The organism is Pseudomonas reinekei, from assembly GCF_001945365.1.
Classification (GTDB): Bacteria; Pseudomonadota; Gammaproteobacteria; order Pseudomonadales; family Pseudomonadaceae; genus Aquipseudomonas; species Aquipseudomonas reinekei.
The window spans coordinates 158,548-172,243 of sequence record NZ_MSTQ01000012.1; the positions used below are offsets into that span (position 1 = coordinate 158,548).

Here is a 13,696-nt window from a genome sequence, read left to right on the forward strand (position 1 = left end):
AGTGAAGCTTTTAAAGCAAAGGCGCCAGACTGTTAATCTGGCGCCTTTCGAAATATGGGGTGGACGATGGGGATCGAACCCACGACAACGGGAGTCACAATCCCGTGCTCTACCAACTGAGCTACGCCCACCATATTGCGCTACTTGTGCCAAAGCTGCCTAATGGCGCACCCGGCAGGACTCGAACCTGCGACCATCCGCTTAGAAGGCGGATGCTCTATCCAGCTGAGCTACGGGCGCCTTGTTAGCTGTACCCTTGAAGGACTACAAACTAAGTGCTTTTCAGCCTTGCAGAACGTTGATTCCACTCGACCTTCTCAACCAGTGCTAGGCTGTGCCCGACAAGTGCGACGAATAGTATAGAGCGCCCCGGAGGTCGTCAAATCCTTTTTAAAAAAAATTCATTTAATTAAAGGGGTTAGAGGAATTTGCAGACCAAGCGCCTTTGCCCTCACCGCATGACATGCGAGAATGCGTTCTCTTTTTTTCCCCTCTCGATGGTTAATCACGCGCAATGACTGCACAACTAATCGACGGCAAATCGATCGCCGCCAGCCTGCGCCAGCAGATCGCCCAACGCGTCACCGAGCGTCGCCAGCAAGGTCTGCGCACACCGGGTCTCGCGGTGATCCTGGTCGGCAGCGATCCTGCCTCTCAGGTTTATGTCTCGCACAAGCGTAAAGACTGTGAAGAGGTAGGCTTCATTTCCCAAGCCTACGACCTGCCTTCCGAAACCACTCAAGAAGCGCTGGCCGATCTGATCGATCGCCTGAATGACGATCCCGCCATTGATGGCGTTCTGTTGCAGCTTCCACTCCCTGAACACCTGGATGCGTCCAAGTTGCTGGAGCGCATTCGCCCGGACAAAGACGTCGACGGCTTCCATCCTTATAACGTCGGCCGCCTGGCCCAGCGCATTCCACTGCTGCGTCCGTGCACACCGAAAGGCATCATGACCCTGCTGGAAAGCACCGGTGCCGATCTGTACGGAATGAATGCCGTGGTGGTCGGTGCATCCAACATCGTTGGCCGACCGATGGCGATGGAGTTGCTGCTGGCCGGCTGTACCGTGACCGTCACCCACCGCTTCACCAAGGATCTGGCGGGCCACGTCGGTCGTGCCGATCTGGTCGTCGTTGCCGCTGGCAAGCCGGGCCTGGTCAAGGGTGAGTGGATCAAGGAAGGCGCGATCGTGATCGACGTCGGCATCAACCGTCAGGAAGACGGCAAGCTGGTCGGCGACGTGATCTACGAAACCGCCCTGCCCCGCGCCGGCTGGATCACGCCGGTGCCGGGTGGCGTAGGTCCGATGACCCGCGCCTGCCTCCTGGAAAACACGCTGTATGCCGCCGAAACCCTGCACGGCTGAGTATTCCACGCAGCGGTAAAAAGCGACTCAAGGAACCCCGCCCACGGCGGGGTTCTTTTTGCCCGAAACAAACCGCGACCATCCGCCGGAAAATGACTTTTTTTTCATGTTTTCCAGGACTTTCACCGGTTACTTGAACAACCATCGACAGTTATTCAGCCATACTCCAGAATGTCGCGCTTTTTAAGAAATAGCCCGTTACAAAACGGCTTATCAATACATTATGAGTCTGCCAGCGTGAAAATCCGCCTTTCCATCCTGAGCTTATTGTTTGCAGTTACAGGGACTTTCATCACGCCAATCGCCAGCGCTGGCGAAACGACCGCAGCGCCTCGAGACACCTCGAAACTCAAGCTCGCTTCCGGCAGTTCTTTACTGCTCGATATGCAGACCAACAAAGTCATCTATGCCAGCAACCCGGACGTCGTCGTCCCCATTGCTTCGGTCAGCAAGTTGATGACCGGCCTGGTGGTCGTTGAAGCCCGGCAGAACATGGATGAATACATCAACATCAACATCAGCGATACGCCGGAAATGAAAGGTGTGTATTCCAGGGTCAAACTAAAAAGCGAATTGCCTCGCCGGGAAATGCTGCTGATTGCCCTGATGTCATCGGAGAACCGCGCCGCCGCGAGCCTCGCCCACCACTATCCAGGTGGATATGCCGCGTTCATTGCGGCGATGAACGCCAAGGCTCGGGCTCTGGGCATGACCAATACCCATTTCGTCGAGCCCACAGGCCTCTCGGCACGTAACGTTTCGACCGCTCGTGACTTGAGCAAACTGTTGATCGCCGCGCACAAGTATCCGCTGCTGACCGAGTTGAGCACCACCAAGGAAAAAACCGTTACGTTCCGCAAACCCGTTTACAGCCTGGGCTTTCGCAACACCGACCATTTGGTCCGCAAGCCGGATTGGGACATTCAGCTGACAAAAACCGGATTCACCAATGAGGCCGGCCATTGCCTGGTGTTGGTGACCCGTATGGGTAATCGGTCGGTGGCTCTGGTAATCCTCGACGCCTATGGCAAGTACACCCACTTTGCCGATGCCACGCGCATGCGGAATTGGGTGGAGAGCGGCAAGAGCGCGGACGTGCCTTCGGTTGCCTTGCAATACAAAGCCGACAAAAACCTGAAGCAACGTCAGACCGGCGTCGTTGAAGCCTCGAAATAGGTCCGCCCGCAACAAAAAGCAAAAGCCCCGAACATTCGGGGCTTTTTTCCTCAGCGATTAATCGTTCGGCAGTGGCATTTGGTCATCATCCGGTATGCCGTCGCCTTTGCTGGGATCTCGCCAACCCTGTGGGTGTTCCGACGGCGCCACCGTCGGCCGCGCCAGCGGATCGCGCATCGGGCTATCCGGATCCAGCACCGGGTCGATGTCGTCTTGCGGTGTAGTGGGAACAGTTTCCGGACGTTTATCGTTGAAACTCGAATCGGTAGACATGCGTACCTCCATCAGACCTGGGGTTTGAGGTCACCCAGCGGATCATAGGGTTTGGAAGGAACCTTGGGGTTATCGCCCGGTTTTACGTCTTTCGGCGCCTTGGCCGGCCCAATGGGGTCGACCTGAGGGTCGGCGACGTCAGGAGAATCGGGGTCGAATCCCAACTCATCGCCGGACGAATGCTCAGACGAATGCGGGCCGGCGGGGGTATTGGAATGTGCCATGAACGCCTCCTGATCGCGGCCCGAAAAGTGCGGGCCTTGATCTTCAGAGGACGCCGATGCGCCGGGGTGCCCGGCAAATGACGAACGGGCTTAACGGGCGCCCAAGGCTTTTCTGGCTTTCGCCGCTGCTTGCTCCTGGCCAGCCTGGGCGAGTTCGTTCGCCGCCTTGAGCCAGCGCTGCTGATCGACTTCGGCGGGAATCTGCGTCGGTGCCTGAATCAACACCGCCCAGCCACCGGCATCCTTGAATGCCGATTCGAACGAGCCGAAGCTCATCAGCAGTCGTTGATTCATGCCGGCACGCAGCAACACGGTCCGCTTCTGCCGGTTGTATCCCGTGAGGATGGCATAACGCGGTTCCGACCAAAGTGCCGAGCCCTCGGTAAATCGCACCATGACCGGATAACCAGCCGCCACCTGCGTCAGTAAGGCTGGCAAATTGCTGTCCAGTGGATAGACCATCATCCCGTACTCACGCGCAAGGTTTTGCATGTTCTGTTGCAACTGGGCTTCGGCGCCCGGCAAACGCAATGGCTTATCGAGCAGCCCCGGAGTAATCACGATACCTTGCTGGGACAGCATGCTTGCCAGTACCTGCGGCCCGCTTTGGTTGGCCACGCCTTTATAGAAGCGCCCACTGAGTTCCACCCTTTCTGGCAGACGCTTGATTTGCGGCGACACGCTCCCCGCGCAGCCAGCCAGGCCGGCGACGCATCCCACGATGACCGCCACTGAAAGAATTCGAGAAATCACCCGCACCATCATCACTCTCTTGTTCAGACGCCGGGCAATCCGCTCCCGGCTTGGTCGTCGATCATAGGACGCCACGGAGCGCCGGTATAGCCTTAACCGGTAGTTCACGGGTTTGCATAGAGCGAACTGGTTGATGACAGTCGACCTTCGGTCAATAGCTTGAAACACGACAGCGGCTAGACTGTCACTTGCATAGTGTGTCTGCCCGCTGCAGGGCAAAGAGGAGGCATCGATGAGCCTGACTATGACGATCGTGATGTTGATTAGCGGCTGGCTGGCTGTCGCCACAGCCATGTTATGGGGCGTTCTGCGCGTTACCCGCCGGCACCATCACCACCCGAACCAGCCGGCACCCATGGTGAAAACCGATAAAACCGCCGCGCGCCACGTCACGGCCCACTGACTGACGCCTTTCCAACGCTCAAACAAAAACGGCCGCCTGAACTCTTTCGAGTTCAGGCGGCCGTTTCGTTTATCGACGGTTAAGCTTCGGCGGCTACGCGCTTCTGCTTCGCCCGGCGGGACATCATGTTCAGCACCTCAATACCCGCCGAGAACGCCATGGCGGCATACACGTAACCTTTCGGTACATGGGCGCCGAAGCCTTCGGCGATCAGCGTCATGCCGATCATGATCAGGAAGCCCAGCGCCAGCATGACCACCGTCGGGTTGTCGTTGATGAACTTGGCCAACGGGTCAGCCGCCAGCAACATCACCAGTACCGACGCCACCACCGCGATGATCATGATCGGCAAATGCTCGGTCATGCCGACAGCGGTAATGATGCTGTCGATCGAGAACACCATGTCCAGCATCAGGATCTGACCAATGGCCGCGGCAAAGCCCAGGGTCACGGTCGAGGTCGCGGACTTCGGATCTTCCGGCGCAGGGTCCATGCTGTGATGGATCTCGGTCGTGGCTTTCCACAACAGGAACAGGCCACCGGCAATCAGAATCATGTCTTTCCAGGAGAACGCATGGCCGAGAATCTCGATCACCGGCGCGGTCAGCTGGACAATGAACGCGATGGTGCTGAGCAGGCCCAAGCGCAGGATCAGTGCCATGCCGATACCAATGCGCCGCGCTTTCTGCCGGTGCTGCTCGGGCAGTTTGTTGGTCAGGATCGAGATGAAGATCAGGTTATCGATGCCAAGCACGATTTCCATCACCACCAGGGTGGCCAGGGCAATCCACGCAGTGGGGCTGGCGGCAAGCTGTAAAAGGTATTCCATGGGTCAGTCCTGACTCGCTGTAAGACGGTTTAGATTTCCTGGGAGGAAGATTCGGATTTTTCCGAGTCTTTTTCCGATGATTCTTTTTTGCTGATCAGCCCGCCCGTGGCGTCGCTGAGCGCTTGCTCGGCGGCTTTATGGGTGTCGTCGATAGCTTGTTTTGCGCTTTCGGCGGCTTTACCCATCAATTGTTGAGCGCTTTTCTCGGCCTGATCGCAACCGGCCAATACCAGTAAAGATGTAATCACCAGCGCCGTGGCTTTAATTTTCATGATGCTTCCCTCAATAGAACGAACGGGACCGAAACGATGGCCCGTTGATAGCGACGCATTCTAGGGAGACAGACACTTCAGGAAAATTCGTATTTTTACCGGCTATACTTCGATTTTTACGAACTGTAGATCGCCATGCTCAACTACCGACAACTGCATTACTTCTGGGTGGTGGCCAAGACCGGCAGCATCGTGCGTGCCTGCGAGCAACTGAACCTGACGCCACAGACCATCAGCGGGCAGATTTCACTGCTCGAACAAACCTACGGAATCGAATTGTTTCGCCGAGTGGGTCGACAGCTTGAGCTGACGGAAGCCGGACGGCAGACCCTGCCCTATGCCGAACAGATGTTTCAACTTGGCGGTGAACTGGAACTGATGCTACGGGCGCAGCCCAATGAGCAGCAGATTCTGTTCCGGGTCGGCGTGGCCGATGTGGTGCCCAAATCCATCGTCTATCGGCTGATTGCGCCCACCATGGAACTGAGCGAACCGCTGCGCATCACCTGTCGCGAGGACAAGCTTGAGCGTTTGTTGGCCGACCTGGCGATCCAGCGCCTGGACCTGGTGATCTCCGACAGCCCGATGCCGTCGCACCTGGATATCAAAGGCTACAGCCAGAAACTCGGTGAATGCGGGATCAGTTTTTTTGCCACCCCGGGGCTGGCGGCGCAATACGGCCAGGACTTCCCCCGCAACCTGCAGGGTGCACCGCTGCTGATTCCGGGTCCGGAAACCGTGGTGCGCAGCCGTTTGCAGCGCTGGTTTGCCGAACAGCAGATTCAACCGCAAATTATCGGTGAGTTTGACGACAGCGCCTTGATGCAGGCCTTCGGCCAATCCGGCAGCGGGATTTTCATTGGTCCGAGCGTGATTGCCGACGAAGTGAAACGCCAGTGTGGCGTAGAGGTGATTGGCCAGACCGACGCGGTGAGCGAATCGTTCTACGCCATTTCGGTTGATCGCAAGGTCAAGCATCCCGGCATTGTCGCCATTACCGAAGGTGCCCGACGCGAGTTGTTTACAGCGCTGTGACCTCTTCGCGCGGCTTGAAGGTCATCAAGGCGATGGCCAGCAGGATCGAGGCCAGAATGAAAGCGGCTGCAGCAAAACCCAAGCCTTGCAGGCCAACACTGTCGATCACGCGGCCGCCGATCATGGCGCCGAGGCCAATCCCGAGGTTGGCCCCGGCAATGTTCAGCGACGCCGCGAACGCCGGTGCTTGCGGCGCAGCTTTCATTAAACGCACATGACTGACCAGGAACATTGCCGCCTGAGTCACCCCCCAGATACCCATCGCCGCCGCCAGGCCGACCGGCGAATGAATGTTCGGCACCAGCGCCACCAGGCCGGCGATCATGAAGGCGCAGAACATCATCGACGCCATCAGCGGATGACGGTCCACCGCGCGACCACCCAACGAGTTGCCGATCAAGCCAACCGCGCCGAAGCCCATCAGGCACCAGCCAACGACTGTGCCGTTGAACCCGGCCAGGCGCTCAAGGATGTCCGCCAGATAGGTGTAAGCGGTAAACATGCCGCTGAACACAATCACCGACAGCAACACGTGGCCGATCATCAATGGGCTGCGCAGGATCTTGAACTGCGAACGAAAGCTGACCTGATGCTGGTGCAGATTGGTTTTCGGCAGATAGATAAACAGCAGCAACGCCTTGGCAAACGCGATAACCGCCAGAATCGCAAATGCACTGCGCCAGCCGAACGCATCAGAAATCAACGTGCCCACCGGAATGCCGAACACGGTGGCGCAGACAATGCCGAAGCCGATCTTGGCAATGGCTCGGCCCGCGTAATCCGGCCCGACGATATCGACCGCCGTTTCACTGGCCAGGGCCCAGAACACCGGCAAGCCCAGCGCCGGAATCAGCCGCGCGAACGCCATCACCCAGATGTTCGGCGCCAATGCCGCCAGGGTGTTGGCCAGACCAAACATGATCAACACCGAGATAAACAGCTTGCGCCGCTCGAAGCGGGCGAAGTACGCGGTGAGGAACGGCCCGAACGCGGCAACGGTGAAGGCGAACAGGGTCACCAGCAAACCCGCTTGCGGGATGCTGACTTCAAGATCACGGGCGATGGCAGGCAACAGGCCGACGATGACGAATTCCGTGGTCAGCACCGTAAACCCGGCGGCAGACAACAGAAGGATGGGAAACAGCATGCAAAACTCCAGAAAACGAAAACACCAGCGCTAGCCCGAAGGCCCACTGGCAATTTGAAAATGAGGATAGGGGATCTTAACAGAGTGTTTCCGGGTGAGGTTGCACGAACCTGCAATTCGCGTTGAATGCCGGGGTGGCAGTTCGTCACAGGTCTGAAAGATTGCTCCTACGCTGTGATAAAGTCCGCGCCCCGTGTGGCGAGGGAGCTGACTCCCGCTGGACTGCACAGCAGGCCCATTGGGTGGGGCCGCTTCGCTGCCCAGCGGGCGCAAGCTCCCTCGCCACAGGGATCAGCGCTGGCATGCCCCATGCTGCTCCTCCCGGTTTCCCGTCTGCGGCCTGCCCTGCTTGTTGCTGCCACTGCGGTGAAACCTCGAACCTATAAAAAATCAGAGATGCCGTTTTATGACTGCTTCATCCCCTTCTCTATTGCAACGCCTTAAACGCCTGAGCCTGGTCACACAGATCGTGATCGGCCTGATCGCCGGTATTGCCCTGGCCCTGGTTGCGCCTGAAGCGGCGAAGTCCACCGCGTTCATCGGCAAAGTGTTTGTCTCGGCGCTGAAGGCCGTCGCGCCGATTCTGGTGTTCGTGCTGGTCATGGCGTCCATCGCCAACCACAAGCACGGTCAGGAAACCCATATCCGGCCGATTCTGTTCCTGTATCTGCTGGGGACCTTCGCCGCAGCCGTGGTCGCGGTGGTTGCCAGCATGGTGTTCCCGTCCAGCCTGGTGCTGTCGACTCAGGACGTTGCGGTGACTGCACCGGGCGGCATTGGCGAAGTGTTGCAAAGCCTGTTGCTGAGCGTGGTCGATAACCCGGTCAGCGCCCTGATGAATGCCAATTTCATCGGCATTCTGGCCTGGGCCATCGGCATGGGCATCGCCATTCGCCATGCGGGCAACACCACCCGAGAAGTGCTGGGCGACCTGTCCAACGGCGTGACGGTGATCGTGCGAGTGGTGATTCGCTTCGCCCCACTGGGCATCTTCGGCCTGGTGGCTTCGACCCTGGCCACCTCTGGTTTCGGCGCACTGATCGGCTACGCCCACCTGCTGGCCGTACTGCTCGGTTGCATGTTGTTCGTGGCGCTGGTGATGAACCCGCTGATCGTGTTCTGGAAGCTGCGCCGCAACCCGTACCCGTTGGTGCTGATGTGCCTGCGCGAGAGCGGCATCACGGCGTTCTTCACCCGTAGTTCGGCGGCGAATATTCCGGTCAACCTGGAATTGAGCAAGCGTCTGGGTCTGCATGAAGACACCTACTCGGTATCGATCCCGCTGGGCGCGACCATCAACATGGCTGGCGCTGCGATCACCATCACCGTGCTGACGTTGGCGGCGGTGCATACCTTGGGGATTGCCGTGGACATGCCGACCGCTATTCTGCTGAGCGTCGTCGCGGCGATCTGCGCCTGCGGTGCTTCGGGTGTGGCCGGTGGTTCGCTGCTGTTGATTCCACTGGCATGCAGCCTGTTCGGCATCCCGAGCGAAATCGCCATGCAGGTGGTGGCAGTCGGTTTCATCATCGGCGTGTTGCAGGATTCGGCGGAGACGGCTCTGAATTCGTCGACCGATGTACTGTTCACCGCGGCGGCTTGCCTGCGCGAAGAACAGAAGACCGAGCAATTGGCCTGACACCCCCATGTGGGAGCGAGCCTGCTCGCGAAGAGGCCATCAGCGTCAACATCGATGTTGGCTGGCACACCGCTTTCGCGAGCAGGCTCGCTCCCACAGGATTTGTGTTGTAGCTGAAGGCTGCGCACCATGAAAAAGCCCCCGCAGCCCAAGGCTGCGGGGGCTTTTTTGTACCCGAGCGGTTTAGAACGCGCCCATGTAATCGCGCTTGCCCACTTCTACGCCGTTGTGGCGCAGCAGTGCGTAAGTGGTGGTGACGTGAAAGAAGAATTGCGGCAGGCCGTAGGTCAGCAGGTAAGCCTGGCCGGAGAAGCGCTTCTCTTTAGGGGTGCCAGGACGGGTGACGATCTCGATGCCTTCCTTGCCATTGATCTGCTCAGGCGTGAACTCGCCGATGTAGGCCAGAACCTTGGCGATCAGTGCTTGCAGCTCGGCGAAGGTGGTTTCGGTGTCGTCGTACTTCGGCACTTCAACCTCAGCCAGACGCGAAGTAACGCCCTTGGCGAAATCAACGGCGATCTGCACCTGACGCACCAGCGGGAACATGTCCGGGTACAGACGGGCTTGCAGGAAGGCGTTCGGGTCGATGTTTTTCGCAGTGGCGTGGGCTTCAGCCTTGTTCAGCACATCGCTCAGGGCGTTGAGCATTTGCTTGAAAACAGGAACCGAAGCGTCGTACAGGGAAATGGTCATGACAGGTCTCGTGTGGTGACAGGAGGGAAACGTGGGCCGATTATAGCCGCGCGCTGCCCTTGCGAAACCGGTCTTTTTCAGCCGCCGTAAACCTGCGCCGCCAGGATTGAAGCGCGGCAACACGGCAATGCTCGACTAACCTGCGGGAACGAGGTTTTATTAGCCCACTATTTTCCAGTTCAACTGTTAGCGAGGTTCCAGCCACTGTGAGCACTGAGCAAGAAACAACGTTCGACGAGCCACGGCTCAACAGCACGGAAATCCGCATTCTGGGTTCGTTGATCGAGAAGCAGGCCACCAGCCCGGAAACCTATCCGCTGACGCTCAATGCTCTGGTGATCGCCTGCAACCAGAAAACCAGCCGCGAGCCGGTGATGAACCTGACGCCAGGTCAGGTCGGGCAGAGCCTGCGCGCACTTGAGGGAAGAGGTTTTACCAAACTGGTGATGGGCAGTCGCGCCGACCGTTGGGAGCACAAGGTCGACAAGGCTTTGGAACTGGTACCGGCGCAGGTGATTCTGACCGGGCTGATGTTTTTGCGCGGCCCGCAGACGGTCAACGAATTGCTGACCCGCAGCGGCCGCATGCATGAGTTCGAAGATGCCGAACAGGTGGTGCATCAGCTGGAACGCTTGATTGCACGCGGGCTGGCAGTGTTGATTCCGCGTCAGGCAGGGCAGCGTGAAGATCGTTATACCCATGCGTTGGGTGACCCGGCAGATATCGAGGCGATTCTTGCGGCGCGGCAGAATCCGTCGGAACGCGGGGCTGGCAGCGGGGTTTCGGTTGAGCGGATTGAAGAGCTGGAGGCGCGGATTGCGGCGCTGGAAGAGCGGTTGGCGCGGCTTGAGTAAGTGATCAGCCAGTCAAATGTATGTTGGATGTACCGCCGTCATCGCCAGCAGGCTAGCCTGCTGGCGATGACGGCGGTCACCTGGTAACAGGGACTATTCACCTTCCCAATAATCCACCCCATCCTCCTGCCGGGCCACCGCAACAAACCCCGAAGCATTCCCTGCGGCATCGACCTTGAAATCATCCATCACCGCATACTTGCCGGAATCCGGGTATTCGCAGATTTCCGGCGACTGCTGGGTGCTGACGGCCAGGTAGCGCAGCTCGGCGTTACTGGTATTGATGATCTGGTGGGCTTTTTCCGGACCACCCGCCGGGCAGGCAATCACGTCGCCAGTGCGGATAGGAAAACGTTCGCCCCCCAGACGCACCTCACCTTCCCCGGCCACCACGTAGAACATCTCTTCATTGACCCGATGGCTGTGGAACGGGCTGCCACGCATCCCCGGCTCCAGCACATACAAACGATAACTGAGCTTCTGCGCCCCCAGTTGCTGGCCGACGCGGGCCAGGCGCTGTTGATAGCGCCCGGCGGTTTCACCGGTGGGCGCGAAGGCTTCCGGCAGCGGTTCGAGTTCGACCTGGTTCAAATTCAGAATGGGCGGATGCACAGAAATCTCCTTCACCTTGTTGTAAGGCGATCTTTTGATCTTCAGCCGCGAGCAAACGCCACCGCTTTCTGAAACTGCTCGCTGGTCGGTCGCACACCGGTATAAAGCACAAACTGTTCCAGCGCCTGGATTGCAATCACCTCCAGTCCGGTAATGACTTTCTTACCTTCGGCCCGCCCCATCACGATCAGCGGTGTTTCCGACGGTATCGCCACCATATCGAAGACGGTGCCTGCTGTTTTGACCACATTGGCCTCGAACGCCAGCTGCCCGGCCTCAGGCCCGCCGTCCATGCCCACTGGCGTCACGTTGACCAGCATCTGGGGGCGCCGGGCCCCCAATTCCGCTTGCCATTCATAGCCCAGGGATTCGGCCAAAGCCCGGCCAGCGCGTTCATTACGGGCCACGATCAGTCCGTTTTTGTAGCCACCGTCACGCAAGGCGCTGGCGACTGCCTTGGCCATACCACCGCTGCCACGCAAGGCAAACGACGTGTCCTTGGGCACTGCGTGGGTTTCCAACAGTTGGGCAACGGCAATGTAGTCCGTGTTGTAAGCCTTGAGATGGCCGTCGGTATTGACGATGGTGTTGATCGACTGAATGGCGGCGGCGGAGGCGTCCATTTCATCGACCAAAGCAATGCAGGCTTCCTTGAATGGCATGGACACGCCACACCCGCGAATGCCCAGCGCGCGGATCCCGCCCACAGCGCCGGGCAAGTCCTGGCTGCTGAACGCCTTGTAATAAAAATTCAGCCCCAATTGCTCATACAGATGATTGTGGAATCGCAGGCCAAAGTTGCCGGGGCGCCCGGAGAGCGACATGCACAGTTGGGTGTCTCGATTGGGGTTCATCTGCATGTGTATCTCCTTCTTAACGCACTTTCAGATGGGCGGGATTAGCCAGCCCATGAGTTCTGATCGATGATATTCGCGTACCTGCCGACGACACCAATGACCGTCAGCAAACCGGTACAGACCTTACACAAAATTTACTCAACGGCTGTGCGGATTTTCAAAAAAACGCTGTCTTAGAAGTATCCCCGCGACAATCCTTGAGTCTATTGCAGACGCAAGCGCCGGGTCGAAGAACCGAGGAATTATCATGATCCGTAAAATCCCCACAGTGGCCTTGCTGATCGGCGCTTTGGCTATCGCAGGGCAGGCAGAGGCGCATGGCGGCGGTGGCGGTTGGGAAGGTCCAGCGGTATTTGGCGCGATCGTTGGCACAGCCATCGTTGGCTCGGCCATCATCAACAGCAACCGGCCAGTGTATGTCGCGCCGCAACCGGTCTATGCCCAGCCTGCCCCGGTTTATTACGCACCGCCTCCTCCACCGGTGTACTACCAGCCGGCTCCGGTGTACGTGCAGCAACCGATCTACTACCGTCCGGCGCCGGTCTACTACGGACCACCCCGCGGCTACTACGGCCCACCGCGCGGTTACTATGGCCCCCGGCACGGGCACTACTGACGCACCATCAAGCCCTGCTGCATTAGCGCAATGCTGTTCATTTAAGGACGAACATTGTATCTGTGGCGAGGGAGCTTGCTCCCGCTGGACTGCGTAGCGGTCCCATTTTCGGGGTTGCTTCGCGCCCCAGCGGGAGCAAGCTCCCTCGCCACAGGTTACTGATTGCTCGCTCTATCTCAACACTCGCTGTGTACGTAAGACGGTTCCTAGGACTGTTCTGATTTACATTTTGAACATTAAATCTGCTTTCCAACTACGCCCCAGCATCTACGCACTCTCCCGCCTCTCGTCCGCTAAAAAACCATACAGAGCCACCACATCGCCATGATTGTGCCGGTGAATTTGCGCCCGCTAACGTCCAGCCAATAAGGCTCAGTCAACCATCATCACCCCGGACGTAACAAATCGATCTGGAGGATGGCAGCACTGTGCAAGGAGAGAAATTTTCAAGCGGACTGACGGAGAGAGAAAGGATGCATCTGACGCAAATGGCCGCGGTGCGTGGCGAAGATCCGAAAGGTGGCAGCCAATGAGCCACGAAGACATGTACTGCGTGGCGCAACTCACGACCCGGTTGATGCCCAATTGCAACACCGTGCGCAAGTTGGAAGTACCCGCCGACCTGCCGGGGGTGGTGATTTTCCTGCATGGCGTGAATGACCCCGGGGCGTCCTATGAGTCGGTGGAAACCGGGTTGTGCCAGGGGGTGAATGAACGACTGGATCGACCGGATCTGAAGGCGGGGCGGTATGGGGCGGATTACGCTGAGGCCCAAGAAGTACCGCTTGATGAACGGAGTGCGGATCAGAAAACTACGCTCGACGACCCTGACACGTATCTGTATCAGCGCGACACCGACGATCCCAAAATCCGCAGCCTGATGATCCCCTTCTACTGGGGCTATCGGGCCGCGCCGGACCACGTCAAGCGTGATGACGCCGGTG

16 protein-coding genes, 2 tRNA genes and 1 pseudogene are annotated in these 13,696 nt (G+C 58.5%); 8 read left to right on the top strand and 11 right to left on the bottom strand.

Annotated elements, in window-relative coordinates; all coding sequences use genetic code 11:
- Positions 1-55: 55 nt before the first annotated feature.
- Positions 56-131: transfer RNA gene (locus BVK86_RS19860), tRNA-His, on the bottom strand.
- 32 nt (positions 132-163) lie between these two features.
- Positions 164-240: transfer RNA gene (locus BVK86_RS19865), tRNA-Arg, on the bottom strand.
- Between the two features lie 274 nt (positions 241-514).
- On the opposite strand from BVK86_RS19865, the gene folD reads away from it, so the two are divergent.
- Positions 515-1,369 (top strand): bifunctional methylenetetrahydrofolate dehydrogenase/methenyltetrahydrofolate cyclohydrolase FolD, encoded by an 855-nt coding sequence (gene folD / locus BVK86_RS19870; protein WP_075948016.1) that lies wholly within the window; start codon positions 515-517, stop codon positions 1,367-1,369.
- Between the two features lie 237 nt (positions 1,370-1,606).
- Complete coding sequence (gene pbpG, locus BVK86_RS19875) at positions 1,607-2,545, top strand: D-alanyl-D-alanine endopeptidase (protein WP_075948017.1); 939 nt, start codon at positions 1,607-1,609, stop codon at positions 2,543-2,545.
- Between the two features lie 57 nt (positions 2,546-2,602).
- On the opposite strand, the gene BVK86_RS19880 is transcribed toward pbpG, so the two are convergent.
- The 3 genes and pseudogenes from BVK86_RS19880 to BVK86_RS19890 all read right to left on the bottom strand — a co-directional run bounded on the left by BVK86_RS19880 (position 2,603) and on the right by BVK86_RS19890 (position 3,860).
- Complete coding sequence (locus BVK86_RS19880; protein WP_075948018.1) at positions 2,603-2,818, bottom strand: hypothetical protein; 216 nt, start codon at positions 2,816-2,818, stop codon at positions 2,603-2,605.
- 11 nt (positions 2,819-2,829) lie between these two features.
- Positions 2,830-3,042, bottom strand: coding sequence for a DUF6021 family protein (locus BVK86_RS19885; protein WP_075948019.1), 213 nt, complete (start codon positions 3,040-3,042; stop codon positions 2,830-2,832).
- A gap of 90 nt (positions 3,043-3,132) precedes the next feature.
- Positions 3,133-3,860 (bottom strand): annotated as a pseudogene (locus BVK86_RS19890) (peptidase C39 family protein).
- A gap of 167 nt (positions 3,861-4,027) precedes the next feature.
- Here BVK86_RS19890 and BVK86_RS29840 point away from each other — a divergent pair.
- Positions 4,028-4,198 carry a hypothetical protein gene (locus BVK86_RS29840; protein ID WP_167371512.1) on the top strand — a complete coding sequence of 57 codons (171 nt, stop codon included), beginning with the start codon at positions 4,028-4,030 and terminating at the stop codon, positions 4,196-4,198.
- Between the two features lie 79 nt (positions 4,199-4,277).
- On the opposite strand, the gene BVK86_RS19895 is transcribed toward BVK86_RS29840, so the two are convergent.
- Both BVK86_RS19895 and BVK86_RS19900 read right to left on the bottom strand, forming a co-directional pair.
- Entirely contained in the window at positions 4,278-5,027 is a 750-nt protein-coding gene (locus BVK86_RS19895; protein WP_075948021.1) for a TerC family protein, read from the bottom strand.
- Between the two features lie 29 nt (positions 5,028-5,056).
- The gene (locus BVK86_RS19900; RefSeq protein WP_075948022.1) at positions 5,057-5,299 is read right to left on the bottom strand and encodes a hypothetical protein; all 243 of its coding nucleotides are present in this window, start codon (positions 5,297-5,299) and stop codon (positions 5,057-5,059) included.
- A gap of 135 nt (positions 5,300-5,434) precedes the next feature.
- On the opposite strand from BVK86_RS19900, the gene nhaR reads away from it, so the two are divergent.
- Positions 5,435-6,334 (top strand): transcriptional activator NhaR, encoded by a 900-nt coding sequence (gene nhaR, locus BVK86_RS19905; RefSeq protein WP_075948023.1) that lies wholly within the window; start codon positions 5,435-5,437, stop codon positions 6,332-6,334.
- Here the strand turns inward: nhaR and BVK86_RS19910 are convergent.
- Positions 6,321-7,481: an MFS transporter gene (locus BVK86_RS19910; protein ID WP_075948024.1), complete on the bottom strand. Its 1,161-nt coding sequence runs from the start codon at positions 7,479-7,481 to the stop codon at positions 6,321-6,323. The genes nhaR and BVK86_RS19910 overlap by 14 nt on opposite strands.
- A gap of 406 nt (positions 7,482-7,887) precedes the next feature.
- On the opposite strand from BVK86_RS19910, the gene sstT reads away from it, so the two are divergent.
- On the top strand, positions 7,888-9,120 hold the full coding sequence (gene sstT / locus BVK86_RS19915; protein WP_075948025.1) for a serine/threonine transporter SstT: 1,233 nt from the start codon (positions 7,888-7,890) through the stop codon (positions 9,118-9,120).
- Between the two features lie 183 nt (positions 9,121-9,303).
- Here the strand turns inward: sstT and BVK86_RS19920 are convergent, their stop codons facing one another.
- Positions 9,304-9,813: a DUF1993 domain-containing protein gene (locus BVK86_RS19920; RefSeq protein WP_075948026.1), complete on the bottom strand. Its 510-nt coding sequence runs from the start codon at positions 9,811-9,813 to the stop codon at positions 9,304-9,306.
- A 206-nt stretch (positions 9,814-10,019) separates the two neighbouring features.
- On the opposite strand from BVK86_RS19920, the gene BVK86_RS19925 reads away from it, so the two are divergent.
- Positions 10,020-10,667, top strand: a complete 648-nt coding sequence (locus tag BVK86_RS19925) for a YceH family protein (RefSeq protein WP_075948027.1) — start codon at positions 10,020-10,022, stop codon at positions 10,665-10,667.
- A gap of 93 nt (positions 10,668-10,760) precedes the next feature.
- On the opposite strand, the gene BVK86_RS19930 is transcribed toward BVK86_RS19925, so the two are convergent.
- Positions 10,761-11,279 (bottom strand): cupin domain-containing protein, encoded by a 519-nt coding sequence (locus tag BVK86_RS19930; protein WP_075948028.1) that lies wholly within the window; start codon positions 11,277-11,279, stop codon positions 10,761-10,763.
- Positions 11,280-11,320: 41 nt separating this feature from the next.
- On the bottom strand, positions 11,321-12,139 hold the full coding sequence (locus BVK86_RS19935) for a shikimate 5-dehydrogenase (RefSeq protein WP_075948029.1): 819 nt from the start codon (positions 12,137-12,139) through the stop codon (positions 11,321-11,323).
- A gap of 244 nt (positions 12,140-12,383) precedes the next feature.
- On the opposite strand from BVK86_RS19935, the gene BVK86_RS19940 reads away from it, so the two are divergent.
- Positions 12,384-12,752 carry a hypothetical protein gene (locus BVK86_RS19940; RefSeq protein ID WP_075948030.1) on the top strand — a complete coding sequence of 123 codons (369 nt, stop codon included), beginning with the start codon at positions 12,384-12,386 and terminating at the stop codon, positions 12,750-12,752.
- Between the two features lie 529 nt (positions 12,753-13,281).
- Positions 13,282-13,696 (top strand): T6SS effector phospholipase Tle3 domain-containing protein (locus BVK86_RS19945; RefSeq protein ID WP_425272400.1); only part of this gene is annotated, 415 nt, incomplete at its 3' end.